The sequence below is a fragment of the Clostridioides sp. LIBA-7678 genome (assembly GCF_056716065.1).
On record NZ_CP196987.1, the window covers coordinates 3515678 to 3539858 of the forward strand.

20 protein-coding genes, 3 pseudogenes and 1 riboswitch are annotated in these 24181 nt (G+C 28.6%); of the genes and pseudogenes, 11 read left to right on the plus strand and 12 right to left on the minus strand.

Annotated elements, in window-relative coordinates:
* Positions 1–37: 37 nt before the first annotated feature.
* The 6 genes and pseudogenes from ACTG46_RS16320 to ACTG46_RS16345 all read left to right on the plus strand — a co-directional run.
* Positions 38–439 (plus strand): annotated as a pseudogene (locus tag ACTG46_RS16320) (transposase); the annotation flags it as partial.
* Positions 440–654: 215 nt separating this feature from the next.
* Positions 655–816 (plus strand): IS66 family insertion sequence element accessory protein TnpB, encoded by a 162-nt coding sequence (gene tnpB, locus ACTG46_RS16325; RefSeq protein ID WP_479924077.1) that lies wholly within the window; start codon positions 655–657, stop codon positions 814–816.
* Between the two features lie 319 nt (positions 817–1135).
* Complete coding sequence (locus ACTG46_RS16330; protein ID WP_479923211.1) at positions 1136–1498, plus strand: hypothetical protein; 363 nt, start codon at positions 1136–1138, stop codon at positions 1496–1498.
* A 499-nt stretch (positions 1499–1997) separates the two neighbouring features.
* Positions 1998–2222, plus strand: coding sequence for a hypothetical protein (locus tag ACTG46_RS16335; protein ID WP_479923212.1), 225 nt, complete (start codon positions 1998–2000; stop codon positions 2220–2222).
* Between the two features lie 119 nt (positions 2223–2341).
* A complete protein-coding gene (locus ACTG46_RS16340) occupies positions 2342–4750 on the plus strand; it encodes a class I SAM-dependent methyltransferase (protein ID WP_479923213.1) in 2409 nt (802 codons plus the stop codon).
* Between the two features lie 117 nt (positions 4751–4867).
* Positions 4868–5110 carry a hypothetical protein gene (locus tag ACTG46_RS16345; RefSeq protein WP_479923214.1) on the plus strand — a complete coding sequence of 81 codons (243 nt, stop codon included), beginning with the start codon at positions 4868–4870 and terminating at the stop codon, positions 5108–5110.
* Between the two features lie 331 nt (positions 5111–5441).
* Here ACTG46_RS16345 and ACTG46_RS16350 read toward each other — a convergent pair.
* Positions 5442–6504, minus strand: a pseudogene (locus tag ACTG46_RS16350) (tyrosine-type recombinase/integrase).
* Positions 6505–7069: 565 nt separating this feature from the next.
* Here ACTG46_RS16350 and ACTG46_RS16355 point away from each other — a divergent pair.
* From ACTG46_RS16355 to ACTG46_RS16365, 3 genes and pseudogenes are all read left to right on the plus strand, one after another.
* Complete coding sequence (locus ACTG46_RS16355) at positions 7070–8080, plus strand: hypothetical protein (protein WP_479923215.1); 1011 nt, start codon at positions 7070–7072, stop codon at positions 8078–8080.
* A gap of 6 nt (positions 8081–8086) precedes the next feature.
* Positions 8087–8644: a hypothetical protein gene (locus ACTG46_RS16360; protein WP_479923216.1), complete on the plus strand. Its 558-nt coding sequence runs from the start codon at positions 8087–8089 to the stop codon at positions 8642–8644.
* 123 nt (positions 8645–8767) lie between these two features.
* Positions 8768–9051: pseudogene (locus tag ACTG46_RS16365) on the plus strand (transposase); the annotation flags it as partial.
* Between the two features lie 104 nt (positions 9052–9155).
* Here the strand turns inward: ACTG46_RS16365 and ACTG46_RS16370 are convergent.
* From ACTG46_RS16370 to ACTG46_RS16405, 8 genes are all read right to left on the minus strand, one after another.
* Positions 9156–10352 carry an ABC transporter ATP-binding protein gene (locus tag ACTG46_RS16370; protein WP_479923217.1) on the minus strand — a complete coding sequence of 399 codons (1197 nt, stop codon included), beginning with the start codon at positions 10350–10352 and terminating at the stop codon, positions 9156–9158.
* Between the two features lie 2 nt (positions 10353–10354).
* Positions 10355–11380 (minus strand): FecCD family ABC transporter permease, encoded by a 1026-nt coding sequence (locus ACTG46_RS16375; RefSeq protein WP_479923218.1) that lies wholly within the window; start codon positions 11378–11380, stop codon positions 10355–10357.
* 72 nt (positions 11381–11452) lie between these two features.
* A complete protein-coding gene (locus ACTG46_RS16380) occupies positions 11453–12583 on the minus strand; it encodes an ABC transporter substrate-binding protein (RefSeq protein WP_479923219.1) in 1131 nt (376 codons plus the stop codon).
* 227 nt (positions 12584–12810) lie between these two features.
* Positions 12811–12995, minus strand: a riboswitch (cobalamin riboswitch).
* A 138-nt stretch (positions 12996–13133) separates the two neighbouring features.
* Entirely contained in the window at positions 13134–14027 is an 894-nt protein-coding gene (locus ACTG46_RS16385; RefSeq protein ID WP_079739795.1) for a dihydrodipicolinate synthase family protein, read from the minus strand.
* An 81-nt stretch (positions 14028–14108) separates the two neighbouring features.
* Positions 14109–15011, minus strand: coding sequence for a fumarylacetoacetate hydrolase family protein (locus ACTG46_RS16390; protein WP_074179855.1), 903 nt, complete (start codon positions 15009–15011; stop codon positions 14109–14111).
* A 51-nt stretch (positions 15012–15062) separates the two neighbouring features.
* A complete protein-coding gene (locus ACTG46_RS16395) occupies positions 15063–16223 on the minus strand; it encodes a UxaA family hydrolase (protein ID WP_021385940.1) in 1161 nt (386 codons plus the stop codon).
* 157 nt (positions 16224–16380) lie between these two features.
* Positions 16381–16686 (minus strand): UxaA family hydrolase, encoded by a 306-nt coding sequence (locus tag ACTG46_RS16400; RefSeq protein WP_054271529.1) that lies wholly within the window; start codon positions 16684–16686, stop codon positions 16381–16383.
* Between the two features lie 92 nt (positions 16687–16778).
* Positions 16779–17753 carry a 2-keto-3-deoxygluconate permease gene (locus tag ACTG46_RS16405; protein ID WP_054271530.1) on the minus strand — a complete coding sequence of 325 codons (975 nt, stop codon included), beginning with the start codon at positions 17751–17753 and terminating at the stop codon, positions 16779–16781.
* A gap of 593 nt (positions 17754–18346) precedes the next feature.
* Here ACTG46_RS16405 and ACTG46_RS16410 point away from each other — a divergent pair.
* Positions 18347–19123: an IclR family transcriptional regulator gene (locus ACTG46_RS16410; RefSeq protein ID WP_054271531.1), complete on the plus strand. Its 777-nt coding sequence runs from the start codon at positions 18347–18349 to the stop codon at positions 19121–19123.
* Between the two features lie 338 nt (positions 19124–19461).
* On the plus strand, positions 19462–20607 hold the full coding sequence (locus ACTG46_RS16415) for an iron-containing alcohol dehydrogenase (protein ID WP_054271532.1): 1146 nt from the start codon (positions 19462–19464) through the stop codon (positions 20605–20607).
* Positions 20608–20787: 180 nt separating this feature from the next.
* Here ACTG46_RS16415 and ACTG46_RS16420 read toward each other — a convergent pair whose 3' ends face one another.
* The 3 genes from ACTG46_RS16420 to ACTG46_RS16430 form a co-directional block, all read right to left on the minus strand.
* Positions 20788–21639 carry a L,D-transpeptidase family protein gene (locus ACTG46_RS16420; RefSeq protein WP_167640511.1) on the minus strand — a complete coding sequence of 284 codons (852 nt, stop codon included), beginning with the start codon at positions 21637–21639 and terminating at the stop codon, positions 20788–20790.
* 136 nt (positions 21640–21775) lie between these two features.
* The gene (locus ACTG46_RS16425; protein WP_054271533.1) at positions 21776–22489 is read right to left on the minus strand and encodes a DUF434 domain-containing protein; all 714 of its coding nucleotides are present in this window, start codon (positions 22487–22489) and stop codon (positions 21776–21778) included.
* A gap of 278 nt (positions 22490–22767) precedes the next feature.
* A complete protein-coding gene (locus ACTG46_RS16430; RefSeq protein ID WP_479923220.1) occupies positions 22768–24156 on the minus strand; it encodes a dihydrolipoyl dehydrogenase family protein in 1389 nt (462 codons plus the stop codon).
* Between the last annotated feature and the right edge of the window lie 25 nt (positions 24157–24181).

The following is a 24181-nucleotide window of genomic DNA, read 5'->3' on the forward strand; positions in this document are numbered from 1 at the left end:
TTAAATATCACTATATAAAGGAAGGTGAACCCTTTTTATTTTTAACAAAAACAAAATATTAAAAAAACTTATTGAAGAATATGATGTAAAAACAATTACAGATATTCAAGATATGATAAAAGATTTATTTGCAAGTAAAGCTCATCAAATGTTAGAAGCGTATCTTGATGACTATTTAGGTTATGATAGATATGATAATAAGAACAAAGATACTAAAAACTCTAGAAATGGATATATAAATAAAAGTGTTAAATCAGATTTTGGAGAAATGATTTTAAATATTCCAAGAGACTGAAATGGAGATTTTTAACCGAAGGTAATTAGAAACTATGAAAATGATATATCAGAAATAAAGAACCAAGTGATTGGAATGTACTCAAAAGGTATGTCTACTCGAGATATATCAAGTCACCTTAAAAGTATTTATGGAATTGATATATAAAATGAATTCCAATATAACACCAGAAGATATTCTAGTGTTTGTGTATGTCTCTTCCGATTGTACATTGTCTCTTTCCACAGGTGCTCAGCTTACGATTTGATTTGCTTTTGCTACGATTAAGATTTCCAATTGCTGCCATCCACAGCTTCTGGAAAGTCTGAACCAACTTCTTAAAAAGTATACTTGAACCCGATGTAAGCACAAACATCTACCTGACATGCGGTGTCACTGATCTTCGAAAAAACTTCATGAGACTGGTTGTAATCGTAAAGATGAAATTTAAACTTGATCTGTATTCCCATTGCATGTTTGCGTTCTGCAACCACAGCCATTCACTTATCAAAATCCTCTGCTGGGATGGATCTGGTTTCTGACTCCTTATGAAGCGACTGGCTCGTGGTAAGTTTCTGCTGGCCTAACAACCCTAATGAGGTAAAACAGGTCTCACTGTGTGAGATTAGATGGTTGACCAAAAGACTTTCCACTGAACAAAAAATACCTTCCAAAACCGCCATCCCAAGCTGGTAATTTGAACGTTTTCGCCAAAAAAATAACGAAAACAACACAAAATACGCACATTTCAGGCGTTTTGTGGCACTGCTTTTCTTGGCTTCTTATGCCGTTTTGTGGTATACTATTCCTATTAAAACGTATGATAATAAACCATTATTTACAGAAGAACAACTTCTAAATATGAAACCAGAATACCTTCGTGAAATTGTGCGCCTTCAAAAGCAGTATATAGAAAAGATGGATGCCAAAATCAAGCTTTTGCAGGAAACAATCAAGTTGAAGCAAGAACAGATCATAGAACTTGAATTCATGAATGCTATGCTGAACGACCAGCTTACACTTGCTCAGAAACAGCGTTTTGGAGCCTTAAGTGAAATGTATGAGATGGCTATGAGCAGCTCTCTTTTTTTAATGAAGCAGAAGATAAGGCTGACGGACAGGTTCTGGATGAACCCGAATACAAAGAGGTTCATTTGGCCACTTACAAGCGCAAAAATACTTTGGGTAAGAAAGAACAGAATCTTTGTGCTTTCCCCATATTAAAAGTTGAATATGAATTGACTGACGATGACTGTAAATGTCCAGAATGCAATGCGAAGAGAAATGTGGTAACAACAGAACCTACCAGTATCTTTGCTTTGTTCCTGCACGTTTTGAAACGGTCAAGGAAGTTGTGCTATATGTCATGCGAAACGATTGCCTGCGCTCCCAGAACCTCCTCGGTGTTAAAATGAAGCATCGCAAATCCTTCTCTGGTTATAACCAATCATGAACAGTAAATATGTGAATGGCCTTCCACTATACCATCAGAGCCAGGAGTTCAAATGTTATGACTTAAGGATAAAACCATGGCTGTTTCCTGCAGGATCCAGAAGTAGAATCCTATTATGAAACATCTTTATACGATAATAGGTATGGAAAAAGGAGCAAATATGACCTGTTTTTTAGACGATTGGATGAATTTTATCAGTATCGTTTTTTAATGCAACAGTTAGTTATGAAATATATAAAATTTAAGTATAGAAGAAGCTTTCTTTGATATATGCAGTTTTATAGAAATACAGACTGTGTAATTTGCTCTTCTACTGACGACCCATTATCTACTTTTATTGCAATTGGAGATGTATATATTTGTTCTTATAATACTGCATTTCGAACTGTGATTCAATTTGGAAAAATGGGTATATTTTTAAAAGTGGAGATGTGGATGAATTATGTGACAAAATCAGAATTGTTGTTGAAAACCTGGAGCTTAGGCAATAAATAGGTAAGAATACCAGGAAATTATATGAAAACACATTTTCTCCAACAATATTTAAAGAAAACTTAATGAACATAATTAATGACCAATTATTGGAATTTATTGAAAGGCAGATGTGGCAATATATGGCGAAAATATGTTTTGACTATTATACAGGAGAAGATATTTATAATGATGGAGATGTTGAAGAAAAACTTTTGCATCATTACAGTGAGAAAATTGAAATTGATAAAGGAGCCGATAATTATTTTTATTTAACCACACATATTAGAGAAAATATATTAAATTGGTATCCTTTCAAAGATTCAGACGAGGTCTTGGAAATTGGTAGTGGATGTGGAACATTAACAGGTATGCTTTGTCAAAAATGTGGTTTTGTAACTAGTATTGAAGGTTCTAAACGAAGAGCAAAAATCACATTAGAAAGAAATTTAAACTATGAAAATTTAGAGGTTTTTGCAGGCGAGTTTGGAAAATTCAGGTTAGTTAAAAAATTTGATTATGTTATTTTAATAGGAGTATTCGAATATGCAAAGATATTTTTTCAACAATTCCAAAATCCGGTATCAGGCTTTTTAGAAGAAATAAAAAAAGTATTAAAACCAACTGGAAAAATTCTGATAGCTATAGAAAATAGATATGGCTTAAAGTATTGGGCAGGTGCAGATGAAGATCATATCTGTATGCCATATATAGGTTTATGTGATTATGAGCAATACGATGTTCAAACTTTTGGTAAAGGAGAATGGATTAATCTCTTAACCAAACATGGATTGACAAAATATAAGTTCTATTATCCTTTTCCAGATTATAAGTTACCAGAAATTATTTATTCAGATGAACATTTACCAAATGATGAGCAAATACAAAAAATGCCAATTTATCTCTATGGAAATAAAGTGAATTTTGATTTAAGAAATACTTATAGGGGATTAAGAGATAATGGGCAGTTTGGTTTTTTTTCAAATTCATTTTTGGTGGAATGTGGAACTGAAGAATGTAATTTATCAAATATTATATATGCAAAGGAATTATCATATAGAACAAAAGAATACCAATTAATTACGGTTGAGAACAAAAATAATGAATATTATAAATATGCAGCATCAAGTGAAGCCAGATCACATTTACACACAATTCATGAAAATCATTGCCATATGAAAAAGTTAGGGATAAAAGCTGTTTCTACAGAGTTGTTGAAAACAGATTTACTAAAGATTGAATTTAGTAAAGGCGAAAATTTAGGAGACCGAATATATCGTATAGCCAAGAATAGAAATTGGAAGCAATTCGATAATGAATTAGAGTCATTATGGCAATATTACTTATCAATTTCAGAAGTTGGTAATTTTAAAGATCCATTATCTCCCGAATTAGCAATGTTATATTCTGAAAATATTCCAATTTTGAAACTTTCATTAATGGATGCAAATGTATCAAACATTATGATTGATGGTGATGGGCATTATGTATTGATTGATCAAGAATGGTTAGCTAGTAAGCAGCTGCCAGCAGAGTATTTAATGTTCTTTTCCATTTGTCATATCTGTGATATCTGTGAAATATCAAGCGAAAAATTAATGAACCGCTATAATATAACAAAGGAAAAAGAAAAACATTTTTTAAGAATTTCTGAAGATTATTACCGTTCTAGGAATATTATAGATTTCAATGTTCAACAAAAGCAGAATGATTTGAATTGGAAATGGGAGTCTGGAGGTTTGGATACTTTACCAGTATGCTATTACAATACAGGAAATGGATTCAATGAAAATGAAAAAATATATTCGAATTACTATAAAACAACGGATGGGAAGTATGCTGCAGACTTTCTTCTACCATCTAATGTAATTAGTTTTAGGTTAGATCCTGCACTTTGTGGCGAGAGATGTATGTATTATTCTACTATTTTAATTAATGATAAATTGGAATATGCTCAAGAAAATAATATTGTTACTTGGGAGGAAAAAAAAGTGCTAAATGAAAAAAATCCTCATTTAGTATTCGATATACCAATAACGAAGTTTCAAATGAAAATTGATTTAAAACAGATGACAATTCCAGAAATCGAACAGTTTTTATCATTCAATGTTCAACAAAATCAGAATGGTTTGAATTGGAAATGTGAGTCTGAAGGTTTGGATACAGTATTGGATACTTTACCAGTATGCTATTACAATACAGGAAATGGATTTAATGAAGATGAAAAAATATATTCGGATTACTATAAAACAACAGATGGGAAGTATGCCGCAGATTTTCTTCTACCATCTAATGTAATTAGTTTTAGGTTAGATCCTGCACTTTGTGGCGAAAGATGTATGTATTATTCTACTATTTTAATTAATGATAAATTGGAATATGCCCAAGAAAATAATATTGTTACTTGGGAAGGAAAAAAAATGCTGAATGGAAAAAATCCTCATTTAGTATTCAATATACCAATAACAAAGTTTCAAATGAAAATTGATTTAAAACAGATGACAATTCCAGAAATCGAACAGTTTTTATCATTATCAAATTCTAATACTTGATTTGAATTTCAGATATATTGAAATATTTGTAAGTGCTTCAAAACATGACATAATGATTTGAAACCAAAAAAATAATAGGATATTCCTAAAATCAGATATCAGAATGGAGTATTAGATATGACAGATGAAGTTACTTTATGGAAACAACGCATCTTAGAGTTAAAAACAAGCGGGCAGACGATTAAGGATATTTTAAAAGAATTAGTACTTGAAAAGTTTAGTGAAAAAGAGACTGAGATAAAAAATCTAATTGAAGAGTTGGAAGGTTTAAGAAAATTCAAGGCTGACAAAGAAATTGAAGAATATAAAGAAAAAATTTCTAGTGTTATCTCAGAATTTGATTCATTAACATATGATTAAGTTAAGACTTTTAAAGAATCTGCTATAAATAAAGAGATATCTTTAAAAGAATTAAGTTTACTTGATTATACTAAATTAAAAGAAAATACAAATAAGTTTAGTACAAGAGATAAGAGATAAGAGATAAGAAATTCTTGAGGAAGCAAAAATAAATTATTAATCTGCATTAGAATATGAAAATAAAAATACAAAATCATACGAACAAATTAAAAAAAACACTCAAATAAGTAGTGTTTTTTTTTATAAAAATGTGATATAGATAAATATCCAGTCATAAAGCTCAATATTTTTAGTTACCTGATTACTATATTTGCCATTTTTATCTCCATTTTTATTTTTTATCTATTTCATTAAGTATATGTTTTAAATCTAAAAAAGTAGTATTAATATTTGAATGTCCTACCTTTTCAGATATAACCTTAATTGGTACTTTAGAATTTATAAGTAAAGTGACATGTGAATGTCTTAGTCATGGAATCTGATATGAGGCAAACCTTTATTCTTTAAGAATTTTTTGAATTTCTTACTCATAACATCTTCAACAATTGGATTTCCTTTTCTATCAAAAAATAGTAAGTTATATTCATTTCTGATAATACTTCTCAATAATTTTTTATTCTGCTCCAGTTTATAATCTTTCAATAAATTCATAAGCTCTACTGGTGCAAATATTTTTCTAATCAAACTTTCTGTCTTAGGCTCTTTAAGTATAGCATATCCATCTAATCTACTAGTTATCTTACTTACAGTTATTGTATTCTCATCAAAATCAATATTATCCCAAGACCTCTTAAAGTCTTAATCCTAGACCTATAGCTAAACTAATAGGAAGCTCAAGATTAGTTCCTTTAGCCACTTCTAATCATTTTAGCATCTGCTCTTTATCATAAATTTCATTTTTAAATTTTTTAATCCTTAGACTTTATATACCATCTATAATATTTTCTTTTATTAACTTAATTCTATATGCTCTCTTTATAGCAAGTCTCAATACATTTATATGAACTTTAATAGTTTGAGGATTTAGGTTACCAGATAAGTCATCTATATAATTTTGTAATATGAATATTTCTCAATTCTTGAAGACGATATTTTCCAATAGAAAGATTAATATAATTCTTACAAATAGCAATGCAGATTATATATATAGATGCCTAAATATTATCTTTATATTTTTCAGTAAAATCTAATAAAAAATTAGATAGTGTTATTTCATTTTGGACAAGAAAACTATCCTTATATACTACCCTTAACTTCAGCCAATCTTTTATTAGCATCTCTTTTTTTATAAAATGCTCCCATATTATTTTGTTTTCTTTTACCTGATTCGTCATCTCTGAATTCTAGGTATACTATGTAGTTTTTTTATTTCTTTTCCTTATAAAAGCATTCATGGTCATCCCTCCTATTGAAATTTGTATATTTGTTATATTATATAGGTAAGTCAAAAAATAGTCATTTTAACTGACTTTTTTAATTATTTTATTTATACAATTATTGAAATTACTCAATTTAATAATAAGGCATAGAAATGTATGATTCTATGTCTTAAACTATTAGTCTGATATTTTTTTAGAATATCAATTGTAAGGCTCTCATTTTTTGAATAGGTTTAAAAATATAGTCACTAATTTTTACAAAGTCTTAAAAGCGAATATAGAAGCTCAATATTTATCAGATTTAAAATATTATATTAATTGTTTTAATCTGATAAATATAAATCATTACATTAATTTACATTTATATATTATTTTTTTTATACATTTCTTACTTTAATTTTTTATGTTATACTACTTGTATAGAATGTATTTCTTAAATTAGCACTCTTAAATCCATGGCTAGTCCTTTTATATAAATCATATTATCACTACAATATCATTCATAAAATCCTTTTGAATTTTAGTTAGAATTTCAAGAATATTCTAACTTTAATTAAATATATATTGAGGGGGAAAACAAATGAAAAAAACTAAATCAAAGGTATTAAGTTTAATACTAGCAACTACTTTTCTTGTATCAACAACAGTAAATTCATATGCTGTATCTGCAAAATCTTCAGATATGGATATGAACACTGTTGCAGATGTACTTACTGCATCAGAGGAATACAGTAATGCATTAAAAGATATTGGTATCTCAGTTGGTGAATTAAAAGATTTGACACCTAAAGGAAGTAATTTCATACAAAAATGTAATTCATATTTAGAAAAAAATATGGATGTCCCTAAGACTTCTAGTGAAGAACCCATTAAACATACGACTAATGCAAGTCAATTATCATATGCAATGTCAGCAGCTAGAAAAAATCAAGAAATAGGAGCACCAAAGTATAATGATGAGGTAGTATACATGTATTTATCTCACTTTGTAGATTTTGAAGGAAATAATTATGAAGAAGGTTTATGTACATATATAACTAAATATGACAGAGAAGCTTATGACAGATATTTAAGTAGAGGCTCTGCTTTTAGAAGTGCTAATTCTATGCGTTCAGTTATAACAAATTTAATAGCATTAAAAGGTGACTTGCCTTCACTATATACAACACTTGCTAAAGAAAAAGCTTCTGTAGTTAAAACAATGTCTGATATAATATCATTTGGTATAGATGTGAAATCTGTAAAATCTATGGTTGAAAATGACATGTTTGTATTTTTCAAAGATGCCTATTCTAAACATGATACACCTGAAGCTATAATTGAAGATGTACAAGGTAGTATGAAAATAAAATATAAAGACTACAATGAACAAATAGGATATATGGTGCTTGGATTAGTGTTCTCAGCACTAACATTTACTCCTCCAGTTATGGCAATGTTAGCAGAAGTAAACTTATATAGCATGGTTATTAAAGACATATTTGATAAGGCTAATTATGCTGCACTACAATACTCTAGAAGTGCAAGAAAAGCAGAAAGATTTAACTTATGGATGGAAGAGAATGGAATGTATATGGAGAAAAAAGCATAAATACTTATGTATTGTAAAAACTGTAATTTAGAATTTGATGATACTACAACTATATGTCCTAAATGTAAATCCATCTTAAAACCTAATGAAAATATATCTCAAAGAAATTTAAAAAGTAAAATTAATGAATTTAAATTAAATAAAAAAATTAGACAAGGAAACATATTGTCAACCATAGCTATTTTAACAATAGCAATTCATGTATTTATAGACATTTTTATGCAAATAAAAATTGAAAATTATTATGATACTTCAAACCGTTATTGCCCTTTTGCAATATCAAGTTTGGTACTAATACTTTCATTAAAAAGAGGAGAAAAAAGACATAGCTTTAAAAAGAACTTACTATTTATAGTTATTATGATGTTAATATCTATCTTTGGAACTATCTATTTTTCAGCACCTCTTGTAAATAGAATATTCAATGGAGATTATCTATTTAAAGAATATTGGACTGTTTACGGAGTTGGAAATTTTATAATAATTTTAGAATGTATATTAATTATTTTTGATGATAGTTATTATTTATCCTATATTAATAAAAAAGAAAATTCCAACAAATAATGAAATAAGACTTCATTCTAATTAGAGTGAAGGGGTCTTTAAAATAAAGTGTGTATTCTTCTAAAAAGCGGTGATAATTAAAACTATTAAATATCACTATACAAAGGAAGGTGCACCCTTTTTATGTTTAACAAAAATAAAATATTAAAAAACTTATTGAAAAATATGATGTAAAAACAACTACAGATATTCAAGATATACTAAAAGATTTATTGGCAAGTAAAACTCATCAAATGTTAGAAGCATAGCTTGATGACCATTTAGATTATGATAATAAGAACAAAAATACTAAAAACTCTAGAAATAAAAGTGTTAAATCAGATTTTGGAGAAATGATTTTAAATATTCCAAGAAACCGAAATGGAGATTTTGAACTGGAGATAATTAGAAACTATGAAAATGATATATATAAATATTTCCAGACTTAAAAAAAGAGTATCCATAGTATTTAAAACTATTAAGATACTCTTTTATAAATTTTCTAGTTTAAAATTAAAATTTATCTTACAATCTATAGAAAATTGTTCATGCTGATACTATCCATAATTTTTGAAACTTTATCTATATATTCTATATTATTACTCAGCTCATTATAATACTTCTTACTCTCATCTATTGTTCTAAATGAATACACTTTTTTATCCAATTTTAAAGCCTCTTTTATAATGTCTATGTTTTTTTTATTTGTTTCTCCTACACTAAATCCTGTATCTATTATAATCTTAGAATCATTTAAATTTCTAATAGCCAAATCGAAACTCTCCTCACTTATTGGTTCAAATGGCTTTTCTGTAAACATCTTTATGCCCATAGTTCTACCAATTTCATAATCAACATCATTTTCATGTATTATTCCAGAATATAAACCTATACCCTTTTTAGTAAAAGCTCTATAAATTGGTGTAGCCTTACCACCTCCACCAATTATAAAAACTTCATTTTTAGATTTATTACTAATCTCTACTGAACCTAATAGACTATTAAAGTTTTTATCATCCAATTCATAAAGTGAATTTATAATATCTTCATCCACTACATCTTCAGGCTGACCATAAGCTATGACTTTATTATTCTTTATAAGAGCAACTTTATCACAACTTTTTAATGCTATATCTATTTCATGCAATGAAAGTATTACTGAAATTGATTTTTCCTTACTTAATTTTTTTAGTATATTTATAAGCTCTAACCTATGCTTTATGTCTAAGTGAGTTGTAGGTTCATCCAATATAATGATTTCTGGCTCTTGAACTAAAGCTCTTGCAACTAATACTTTTTGTTTTTCTCCATCACTTAGTTCATCAAAATATCTTTTTTTTAAGTGCAATGCATCTACAGATTCTAATGCTTCATCTACCATTATTAAATCTTTTTTAGATAGACTACCAAAAAAACCTGTATATGGATACCTTCCTATATTAACTATATCTTGTACAGTCATTAAATCACCTAATAATCTATTTGTAAGCACTAAAGCCATTTTTTTCGATAATGCTTTTCTTGATATATGATTTATATCTATGTCATTTAGATATATATCCCCTTTTATTGGTGTTATAAGTTTAGATAAAGACCTTAATATAGTAGTTTTTCCAGCACCATTACTTCCTAAAAGGCATAATATCTCTCCATTTTTTACCTCTATATTTATATTACTCACAACTACTTTTTTATTATATCCCACACTTAAATTATTAGTTTTCAACATATCTAAGCCCTGTCCTTCCTTTTCATCAATAGCATTACTACAATTGGTGCTCCTAATAAAGATGTTATTGTACTTATTGGTAACTCTACTGGTGACAAAATTACTCTTGATATCAAATCGCAGAGAGCTGTAACTATACTTCCTAAAAAAATTACCACTGGTATTAGCACTCTATTATCTGATGTCTTAAATATCAGTTTTGAAATTTGTGGTACTGCAAGTCCAATAAATCCTACAGGGCCTGCAAATGCTGATACTATTGCTGCTAGTATACTAGATATAAATACTACCAAAAATCTAAAAAATTTTATATTTATACCAATACTTTTAGCATACTCTTCTCCTAATAAAAAAGCATTTAGAGGTTTTATTATAAAGATACTCATTAAAAGACCTAACATACCAATCAGTATAAGTATCTCTACTTTTTCCCAAGTAAATCCAGAGAAACTTCCCATCGACCAAACAGTAAATTCTTTTAATTTTTCACTATTTGCAAATGATTGTAGTACATTAGTTATACCACTACATACATATCCAGTCATAATTCCTATTATTAAAAGAGTTGTTATATTCTTTACCTTACTTGCAAATAAAATGACTACAGACATTACAATCAAAGCTCCTATAAATGCTGCTACAAATATACTCATTGAAGTTATATTTTCAAATCCTAATGTATATCCACCTAAAATCATAAGCGCTACTGATAAAGTAGAGCCTGAAGATACACCTAATATATATGGTTCAACTATTGGATTCTTAAAAAATATCTGTAGTAAAATTCCTGATACTGCTAAACAAGCTCCACCCACCATAGTTGCAAGTACTCTTGGAATCCTTATGTTGTATATTATTTTATAATGTTCTGTATTATCCATACCTCTTAATACAACATCTATTATTTCTTTAAACTCAATTTTTACAGAGCCAAATGCTACACACACTAAAAAAGTAAGTATCATGCCTATAATTAGTCCTATAAATATTGTAGTATTCTTTATTCTCATTTTATTAATAAAATCCATTTATATACCCCTCTTAACAAATCTATATTAACTAAAATCCATAAAACTCATCTTTTAGTGTCGTATTATATATTATTTATCATAATTTATATAATGTTTAATTTTTTCACCTGTAGTACCTGGATGAAACATCTCAACTAAATCTACTATTAATTCATCAGTCTTATCTACTGATTGATAATAATCTGGAGCAAATACCCACAAGTTACCATTTTTTACAACATCCAAATCAGCCAATACAGGTGCACTAGATTTTATAGACTCTAAGTTTGGTGCATAATCTGAGCTTGATGAGTATACAAATATATCTGCATCCTTTGCAACTTCATGTAGTTGTTCAATACTCACTCTTCCTTCATTTGAATCCATTGAAGCACATGCATTCATTCCACCTGCCATTCTTATCATATTATCTACATATGAATCTTTAGGTGCTACATAAGCATTTCCTTCATATACAGATGCCCATACTACCTTAGGCTTGTTCTTGTTTTTTATCTTTTTACTTACTTCTTCTATCTTTTGTACTGTCTTATTCAATTCACTAGTGGCTATATCTTCTTTATCATAAAACGCAGCTATTAAACTTGTCCATTCCATTCTTCCAAATGGGTTTTGCTCTTTGTATTCATTATCTACAACATAGTTAAGTCCTAATTCTTTTAGTTTATCAATAAATTTTGTATCAGCTTCTGATAGACCACTACTAACTATAGTTAAATCAGGATTTAAGTCTACTATTTTTTCATAATCTGGTGCTAAGTTTGAACCAACATAATGTATCTTTCCGTCCTTCATCAAATCTTTAATTTCTTTGATAGTCCAATACTGTTCCTCTGTCGTTACTGCTTTTATGCTATTTAGCTCACCTATTGTTCTTAGAGAGCAGGCTTGTGTTGTAGATGCTATTAATACATTATCTACAGGTGTTCTAACTATATTAGCATTTTTATACTTTTCAGGAACTTCAATTTTTTTAGGAATTAAAATCAGTTCTCTTTTATCTCCATCAGTTACTTTTTTAATTCCATTCTCTAAGTCTTCAACACTAAATCCACTTGCATATTTTAATTCTAACTTCTTACCGCTACTAACTTGTGCATTCTCTTTATCATTTTTACTACATCCTATAAGACCTCCTACTAAAAGAACTATCATAATACTTAGAAAAAATTGCTTTAAAACATTTACTTTAAATTTCATCTCTTTCACTCCAATATTTTATTTTTATAAGTGGTTAAAAATTTTAATAACATATATTTCTAAAATATATCTCATTAGAATTATATTAAAGTTATCTTTAATAATTATAACCTTTTAATAAAATAAAAAACTTCTCCTAATTTAGAAAGGAGAAGTTTATATATCAATTTTACAAAAAATGAATTGATATTTCATTTTATTATAAATTACAATTTCCACCCTAAATTGAACCTATGTAATACTGGGCAGGTCTCCTGACTCACGGCTTTTCCTCTATCACCCTTCCCAAAATTTTTCATATAAATCTCAGTGGATTTTGATTTCGTATCCGTATACAGTAGCGGGGGCTGTAGTGAACTTGCATCACTTTCCCTATTAAACTAATCTAGTACCCTAGTATTATTTAATTTATTTTTTATTAAGATAATTGTAGTTTATTGTTGGCAACTTTGCAAGGTTGATTTAACATATAAAATAAAGAGTGCCCAAAATGACTATAAAAATCATTTTAAAACACTCTTTGTTTTTTACTATATACTTAATTAAGCAGTTAACATATATTTAATTCATTCATTAATTTTTTAATCTCACATACTTGATTTTCATTTGGTTTTGTAAAAGGAGCAGTCATATAATCACTTACTTGTAATCCCCTTATATTCAGAGCCTTTTTCATTGCTGGTATAAATGGATTTGTTATTAAATAAAAATCCATTGCTTTGTTGATATATTTTTGAATTTCTATAACCTTATCCATATCTCTATTATTATAAGCTTCTGCCCATTTTGAACAAACTTCTGGAATTAAATTTGATAAACCTCCTATACAACCTGCTCCCCCAGACATTAGATTATGTATAAAGTTTTCGTCATAACCACTATATATCTTAAAATTTGGGAACTCTGCTTTCATAGTATTTATTAAATCTCTAGTATGTCCCATTAAAGTTACTGTATCCTTATAACCAACTATATTTTTATGTTTTCTTACAAGTCTTAATGTAAGTTCTGGACTCAAGTCATAACCAGTTCTATCTGGATAATTATATAGATATATTTCAGCTTCTGTATTTTTAGCTATTTCACTATAAAACAACTCAATACTGTCATCATCAAGAGAGAAATAATAAGGGCTTATTATCATAACTCCATCAGCTCCACTATTATGTGCATAATTTGAAAGCTCTATAGACTCTTTTATACTCATACGACTTGTACCTATAAACACTTTTACTCTCTTATTAACATAACTAATTACTAAATCTATAAGTTCTTTTTGCATATCCATAGACATATTAAAGAACTCTCCAGTACTTCCCATTATAACTAGACCATCTACACCTCCATCTATAAGATGGTCATAGACTTTCTTATTTCCTTCTTTATCTAAATTTCCTTCTTCATCAAATATTGTAACCACTGGTGTCAAAAATTCTGCTTTCATAATTTAAACTCCTAAAATTTATTTTAATATGTTCATTTAATACATTCAGGTTTTGCCTTAACATTACCTATATTAAAACATTTATTTAATGTAATTTCTTAAAATTCCAATACTTTCAACCTCACATTCAATTACATCTCCACTACTCATATATCTAGGGGGCGAAAAACCCATACCAACTCCAGAAGGTGTACCTGTAGCTATAATATCTCCAGCCTCTAAAGTCATCCCCTTTGAAAGTTCTGAAACTATGTCTGAAATGTCTGATATGAATAATCTTGTATTAGAATTTTGTCTTTCTTCACCATTTACTCTACTACATACCTTAAGTTTTACAGGAAAAGAAATTTCACTTTTATGTAAGATACATGGGCCTAAAGATGTAAATGTATCTAATCCCTTTCCTCTAAACCACTGAACATGCTCTTTTTGTAACTTTCTAGCAGAAATATCATTTATAACAGTGTACCCAAAGATATAATCTTCGACCTCTTCTTTTTTAATATTAACACCTGTTTTACCTATTACTACTCCAAGTTCAACTTCATAGTCTAATTGACTATTTATATTAAAATGACCATCTATCTCATCTTCTGGACCTATCGCTTTTGTTACACGTTTTGTAAAATAAACTGTTTTTTGAGGTTCTTCAAAACTATTATCAAAGTGAGTTTGAGTTTCTTCAAGATGGTCTTTATAGTTCACTCCCACACATAAAATATCATGTATAGGTTTTTCTATCGGAACATGTATAATACATTCTTCTCTTTTAAAAACATCATAATTGTGGAATCTATCTTCCTTTATAATACTTTTTATCCTTATAATATCGTCTTGAGATATATTTTGAATTAAATCATTTAAATCTTTAAAAGATTTGCTAATATTTAAGGAATTAATGTCTATAATAAATAATTCATCTTTAGAAAAAAAACCTATCCTTTTACATTCATTTTTTCCTTTAGTAAAACTGACAAACTTCATAATCTCACCCTTTATTAAAATTCTATATATATTCAGTCTTTTACTTAAATCTTATACATAGTTACATACTCTAGCTATTGCCATTTCAGTATATCCAAGAGACTCTGCTTTTGATTGCTTTCCATTTGCTACATCTACAATCATGTTTAATAAATCATCTGTCAATTCTTCCATTGTTTGTGGACCATATATAACTGGACTGGCATCAAAGTCCATATTATCTTCCATATTTGCAAAAGTTATTTTGTTTCCAGTTATCTTTATCACTGGAGCTATTGGATTTCCTGATGGAGTTCCTCTACCTGTACTAAATACTACTATTTGAGCCCCTCCTGCAACCATACCAGCAACAGATGAAGCATCATTTCCAGGTGTATCCATTATAACAAGACCTTTTTTATCAATTTGTTTAGCATAATCATATACTTCACTTATTGGTCTATGACCACCTTTATGTATACAACCTAGTGATTTTTCTTCAAGGCTTGTCAATCCACCAGCTATATTTCCAGGAGATGGATTTCCTTCTCTAACCTCTTCTCCAACTAATTTTAACGAATTTTCATACCTATGTACTATATGTAATATTTTTTCTTTTACTTCTTCATTTACTGCTCTTCTAGCTAATATATGCTCTGCTCCTATAAATTCAGTAGTTTCACTTAAAATTGATGTTGCTCCTAAATCAACAAGTCTATCACTTAATTCACCTATTAGTGGATTTGCTGCTAATCCACTTGTTGGGTCAGACCCTCCACACTCAGTTCCTAGTATAATTTCAGATATTGGAAATTCTTCTTTTCTGAGTAAAGATGCCTCTTGAGCCATTTCTCTAGCATAACGAACAGCCTTTTCTATAGTTTTCAAAGTCCCATGTTCTTCTTGTATTACAAGAGTTTTTATTGGTTTGTTTGTTCTCTCTTTTATTGCATCAACTACCAAATCATTTTGACAATTCTCACATCCTAAAGATACAACTATTACCCCATATACATTTGGATTTGCTGCATATCCAGCCATGACATCCATAGTCAATTGTTGGTCTGAATTTACTTGTGAACATCCATTTTGATTGTTAAAAGTAACTGCTCCTTGAACTTGAGATGCTATTATTCTAGTTGTATCTGATGCACAAACACTAGTAGGTAATACTAATATGTGGTTTCTTATACCAACTCTTCCATCGGGTCTTTTATATCCATAAAATTTCATACTGATTTCCTCCTAAAATAATCTATATACCTTCTGTAATTTTTATGTATTATAACTTTTTATTACACTTACTAATCAAATATTTAAAATCATATTTGACAATTATTAAATAGTAAAAAACAATGAATTTAACTTCTATAAACTTAAAAGAATTATTTTATACATTAGCCATAGCTTGTTCATCCAAATCTTCTCTAACACTTCTAACATTATGGATATGTACATGTTGACCAATTTTTATTTCCTGATTTGCTTCTCCTATATGTTCTCCATACTTAGTAACCTTATCGCCTTCAGCCATGTCTTTTATAGCCAATTTATGATAAATAGTTATATCATCTAGTGCTGTAATTGTTTTTACTGTTTTATCTTTTAATTTAAAACTAATTTCGCTATTCTTACCTATTGCTTCAATAGCTACTGCAACATTATCTTTTTCATCAATTATCACTGCATTTATCATTATTCTTATTCTCCTTTGTAAATAATATAGTTTTATTAATATCCTAAAATCTAATTAGAGAGTTTACTATTTAAATAGTAAACTATGTAATATTAAGCTACTATCGTTCCATCCTCTTTTTGTTTTGGAAACTTAGGACACCCATACTTCTTAGCCCACCAACTAGTTATAAGAGGTACTAATATTGCAGTGACAACTACTGCTGCTGCTACTTGAGTTGTTGCTGTTGCAACATATGGTTGCCATGATGGGTCAACTAATGCAACAGCAGCAGGTACGGCAATCGCATTTCCAGCAGTTGTAGCTACAGCCCACCCTGCATATCCTGGACGTTTTCCTATAAATTTATCACAGAATACTATAAATATACCTCCTACAAATACAGATATTAATCCAAGTAGTACTCCTGATAAGCCTCCTTTTAGTATACTTGCAAGATTTATGCTACTACCTAGTGCAAATCCTACAAAAGGTACAAGCAAGTTACATCCTGGCTCTAGAAATTCTTTCATTTTTTTATCAAAATTACCTATTATCATACCAACAAGTATTGGTACTATTGCAGCCAATAAAGACAACAAAGGTACATTTGCAAGACCTGAAGTCCCAAGAGCTATTAATGTAAAAAATGGTCCATCATTTAAAGTAAGTAAACTCATAGTTGCACAATCTGTTTCATCTCCATATGAAGTCATCAATGAAAGATATATACTACCATTACTATTTGTAACTGCACTTATAACAGCTAATGTTGTAAGACCAAGTACTCCATCCATTCCAAATAGTTTACCTATAACTATACCTATTAAAGCACCTATAGCAAATTTCGAACCAAGAAGAATTCCACCTCTTTTTAAAACTTTTGGCATTTCTCTAAATTGAAGTTGCGTTCCCAAGCACACTAGCTGAACTCCAATTATAGTTGCAGACCCAACACTTGAAAATACTGCTGTTGTAAATGAACCTATTTGCACAATATCTGGGCAAAATGTATTAATGAAAGCTGCTATAAACATTGGAACTATCATCATACCTGCAGGAATTTTTTTAATAAAATCCATTATCATAAAGTTACTCCTCCTAAAACATGATATTTAATTACTCTTATTAAATTTTTAGCTTTAATTCTAACGGCCGTTTTGGTTCGTATTTAAGAACTAAGTTTTTATTTACGAATCTTTGAGTTAATGATAGCATTTTCCTATTTATGAGTCAATAAAAAAAATAAATTTTTGTCAAAATTTTTTCAAATTATCTGACAATATATTATGTATTATCAAATAGCTTCATTATATGCAAAAATACAAAGCACTAAAAAATATAGATTACTAAAATATACAAAATTTTTTACATAATTGAAATGACACACAAATTATAAGATACAATTCATAATATTTTGATATATCTATACAAAATATAGCTATTAAATAGATTCTCTTAAATTATATAACTAAATATCACCAACTTTCTTTAGGTATATTTTGGAAATTAATATAATTATTAATTTATAATCTTCTAAAAAATATCTATCAGTCCTTAAATCAATAGCTTCTTCATGTACAAATTTACATATTTATTTTCCACATTGTAAAATATCACATAGTGTGCTAAAATCAACATATTCTAATACTTTAAATTAATAAAAAGAGGGGGGAAATTTATGACTTCAGATAATCATCGCCCGACAGCTAGGATATTAGATATTTTAGAAGCATTAGCTGAATCCGAAAACGGATATACTCTTACAGAAATAGCAGATGCTATTAATGCTCCAAAAAGTAGCATCTTTCCTATAGTTCATACACTTAGTGCTAGAAAATATATTACTATTGACAAGAATACATCCAAATACTCTATAGGGATACGTTCTTACACATTAGGTTCTTCATTCTTTGAAAAAAGAACTATTTTCAATTATGTAATTGAAGAAATGACTAATATAGTTAATTCTTGTTCTGAAACTTGCCAGCTTGGTATACTTGACAACAATGAAGTCCTTTATGTTGGTAAAGTAGATTCGCCAGAACCAATTAGACTTATTTCTTATGTTGGTAAAAAAATACCTGCTAATTGTACGGGTCTTGGAAAAGCTCTTTTATGTGATTTTGATAAGGAAACACTAATAAGTTTATATCCAGATGGTTTAAAAGGCTTTACAGAAAAATCAATTACAGACTTTGATGTTTTATATGAGCAACTTCTTGAAGTTAAAAAAACACAAATAGCTTCAGAATGTGAAGAATCAATGCAACATCTAAAATGTCTTGCTGTACCAATAAGAAAAAATGGATGTATAAGAGCTGCTGTTAGTGTAACACTACCATTATTTAGAGCTAATGAAGAAAAAATAGAACTGATAAAAGAATTACTTTTAAATGCTCAGAAAAATATTCAATCTATGATGGAAGAACGCAATGAAGATATTATAATAAATTAAGTTAATATTTCACAGATACGATATATTGAAAATTGTAATAATTAAAGATTCTATTTTAAACTGGCATATTTATTTGATTTATACAATAAAAAACAAAGCTACTGATTTAACTACAGTAGCTTTGTTTTTTTATGATAGTTTTTATTTTTTTGTTGACATGATAAAAATACTATGTTAAATTCTAATCATAATCGTATTTACGAATTAAGTTCCTATATAAGAACTCATATATCTGTATTAATCTAAGTCATAATTATATGATAAACAAGCTAGAGAAAGATTATTAGATATATATTTCTTATATAAAAATCAATTTAAAATAAAAGGAGATTTTAGTTATGAGCATTTATTATGTACCACCAATAAATTTACTTGGAAAAGGATGTCTTAATGAAGCTAAAGATTCAATTAAATCACTGGGAACTAAAAAAGCATTTGTTGTTAGTGATAAATTTCTAGTTTCAAACGGTACTGTAAAAAAAGTAACAGATATTCTATCTCAGATAGGTGTAGATTTTGTTGTTTATGATGAAGTTAAACAAAATCCAACTGTAACTAATGTAAATAAAGGACTTGAAATATTAAAGTCAGAAAATTGTGATTTTGTTATCACTATAGGAGGAGGTTCTCCACAAGACTGTGGTAAGGCTATTTCTATATTAGCTACTAATGGAGGAGATATTAGGGATTATGAAGGTGTCAACAAAACTTCTAAAAAATGTCTTCCTATTGTAGCCATAACTACTACTGCTGGTACTTCTGCTGAAGTTACAATAAACTATGTTATAACTGATGAAGACAGACATGTAAAAATGATAATGGTTGATACCAATTCATTAGCTACAATGACAGTAAATGACCCAGAATTAATGATTAGTAAACCATCTAATTTAACTGCAGCAACTGGTATGGATGCTTTAACTCATGCTATAGAAGCTGTAGTGGCTAATGGAGCTTATGATGTTACAGATTCAACAGCTTTATATTCTATAAAACAGATATTTAAATACCTTCCAAGAGCTGTTAAAAATGGTAATGACATAGAAGCTAGAGAACAAATGTGTTACGCTTGTTTCTTAAATGGAATTGCATTTAGTAATGCAGGACTTGGTAATGTACATGCCATGGCCCATCAATTAGGAGGTTTATATGATTTACCTCATGGAGTATGTAATGCCATGCTACTTCCAATAGTTGAAGAAGAAAATGCTAAATCTGCTCCTTCTAAATTCCGTCCAATCGCTGAGATTATTGGAATGGATGTACATAATAAGTCAGATAAAGAGTGTGTTGACTTTGTAATAAATAAAATAAAAGCTCTTTCTGAAGAAGTAGGAATCCCAAAATCTTTAAAAGATGTAGGTGTTGATAATCCTAATTTTGAGTTACTTGCAGAAAACTCTATGAAAGATGCATGTGCTGGAGCTAATCCTGTTTTCTTTGACAAGGATAAACTTATAGAATTATTTATGAAAATATCTTAATTATAACAACCTACCCCATAAATTAATTATATATACTTATAAGGGAGTGCCTCAAAATACAATTATTTTATTATTGGCACTCTCTTACTACATCTTTCAAATCGTAATTCTTATCAAATACTAACATATACTATTATTAATTAAGAATCTTAGCTCTTAATTAACAAATCAAATATTTTATTAATGAATTATGACTGTTGTTGTATCTGGTATATTATCGTATATCCATTTTGCATTTTCTGTATTCAATCTTATACAACCATGACTAAGAGCTTCACCAAGTCTACCATCTATTATATAGCTACCTGTCGAATCATATAATACCGAATGATAATAATATCCACCTTTAATTCTAGTAGCGTACTTAACCGAATATTCATCTGTCCCAAAAGAAGGTTTTCTTCCACTTATATAAAATGTCCCTGTTATAGTTGGAGTTTCAGGTTTCCCTATAGTACATTGCCACTTATAAAGTTGACCCCAACTTCCATTATCTTTCTTAAAAATATAAGTATATTTATTTCTAAGGTCTGTCACAATTAGATAATCACTCGTGCTTTTAATATTATTTTCGTTAACAAATTTAGTCATATCAGTATAAAAATACTTATAATCTAACTCATTAGGTTTATTTCCATCAGTTGATAAGAAATAATTAAAAACATATCCTATTTTGTCATCATATACAACTTTACTCCAATCCCCATCTATTTCTAAAACTTCGACCCTAGATTTTTCGGGAATTACTGTAATTATATTTGAAGTCGTAGATTTGTCTTCTCTTAAATTTAAGTTACTCCAAGTATATTCGCTTACTGATACTAAGTCCTTATATACATACCCTTCTTGAGAATTATACATTACTTTAATCCATTCATCTTCTTCATCTAATACCTCCATTTTTGCTCCTTGAGGTATTACAGTTATAATACTTGAATTTGTAGATTTGCTGGACCTCAAATTTACATTTACTAAAGCATATTTATATATAGGTGTTCTATATTTTTTAATATTTATTTTAGTTAACTTCACACATACCATCCTCTCATATGTCTTTTTACAACATTTTATGAAATTCGATATGTATTCGTTCTCCTATTTTCAAACTTTACTTGTATTACTGATAATATTGCTATATACAGACTGGTTTTTTCTCACTTATATTTATCTATTTATTTAAATTCACAATATTACAATCCTTAATATATTCTTCAATTATACCTCTAGCAATATTAAAATAGCTTATGCATTTATCAACTATAACTGCATCACTACTAACTACTCTATCTAATTTTTCTAATACAACATCTGCATTTTTTACTAACTCTACCTCAGTTTCAATTCCCCATATTTTAGCATACTCCAGTATCTTATACTTTAAATTTCCTGAATTAGAAACTGGAGAATCTAGATAAAATCTAATTTTTTTTGCATTGTATTTATTTAAAAATTCTCCTATCAGCTTTAGGGCTTCTTCTGTTTTATCTATAATCTTATATGTCCCCCTAAGCCCTGCTAAGTCTCTCATATTACCATCACTACCTATTACTAAAGTTCCACCAGATAATGCCACTTCTATAGCTATTATTAAATTAAAACCATCTATATTTATAAGTCCTTCTTTGATTTTATCTAGAGAAAGTTTTTTTGACTGTCTTATTATATTTTTTTCTTCAGTGCATACTGCCCTTTTTAGTGCATCTCTTTGTCTTATGGAAAACTGATACCTATCTCCAACAAAAGTAACAACTGGGTCTATTTTATAATCTCTATTTATCAACCATTCTATTTCTTCCTTAGCCTTTATAAGCCTTACTAATTCACTACTTGAAAACCATCTCTTATCATTCTCATCAAACCCTCTTTTAGATACTTTATTCATATGATTTCACCTCCCTATTTTAAACATTGCTCTAATATCTTAAGTATGATAAACTTACTCTTTTAAAATATTTTTGATACTATTATATTATCCATTTAAGTTATCCAATACTTAAATTATATCGTTTAATTCCAGTTTATAATACAAAATAATAATTTCTATAGTACATTTATAACTTTACAATACAAAAAGGATACTATTAGTAATTTATTATAGTATCCTTTTTATAAAATCTATTTATAATGATAATTTTAGGCTTTATATATTTAAATTTATGATTATACTTCTTTTATCATATTAGGAGATAGAACATCATTAAGAGCTTCTGTCATAGTTGGATGTGCATAAACACGGTCTCTTAAATATGTGTACTCTACTTCTAAATCTATAGCTAATTGAATTAAGTGGATAATCTCACTTGAATCTTCACATATCATAGTAGCTCCAAGTATCTTATTTGATTTTTTATCAATCACAATCTTTATAAAACCATCTGTCTTACCGATTTGCTTAGCTCTTGGAATCGCTTCGACTGGCATCTTTGCTACTAATACTTCATATCCTTTTTCCTTAGCTTGTTTAACATTAAGACCAACTCTTGAAAATGCTGGACTTATAAAAATAGAATTTGGTATATTTTTTCTATCACTATTGCTTCTAGTCTTATCTCCAAATAATTGATTAATAATTATACGATAGTCATCTAGTGAAATATAAGTAAATTGTGGACCTCCATTTATATCTCCTATAGCCCATATATGCTCTTTGTTAGTCTTAAGAGTATCTGATACTTTAATAAATCCTCTTTCATTTAATTCTATACCTGCATTTTCTAGTCCTAACCCCTCAGTATTTGCCTTTCTTCCTGTGGCTACAAGTATCATATCGCTTGTTAATTCCTGTAATTTACCTTCTATTTCATACTCTACTATTGCTAAGTTAGAAACTTCTTTAATTTCTTTTATCTTTGTATTATTTATAATTTTTACATTTCTCTTTTCAAGTAGTTTTATTATTTCTTCTGAATCCTCAATATCTTCATTTGGTAAAATACCATTATTAGAATTTAATATTGTAACTTCTGCTCCAAATGAACTGTAAATACCTGCAAACTCTAGACCTATAAAGCCAGCTCCTATGATTGTCATTTTTTTAGGTAGAGTTCTTAAATTCATAAGAGACTCACTATCATATACTACATTCTTATTTTCCACACCTTTAATATTAGGTATAAATGGTTTTGAACCAGTATTAACAAATATCTTGTCTGCTACTAACTCATAAACTTCATTTTCAGTTTTAACTTGAACTGTATTTTCATCAATAAAAGTTCCCATTCCTGTGAATATAGTTACATTATCATTTGAATTTAATTTATTATAGTTAACTTCTCTAAGTTTTGTAATTAAAGTTTCTTTTTTATCTATAGCTTTCTCATATTCAGCTTGAGCTTCTTCCCAAGAACTTATATATTTCGCTTTTACACTGTTTGCCGAGTTCTCTAAACTTTTAGTTGGTATACATGCCACATTTATACATGTTCCACCATACATCTTATTTGATTTTTCTATTAAAGCTACTTTTAAGCCTTTATTTGCTAAATCTCCTGCTAATGTTTTTCCACCTTTTCCAAATCCCATTATTATTGCATCAAATGTTTTTTTCATATAATTTTCAACCCCTTCTTGTATT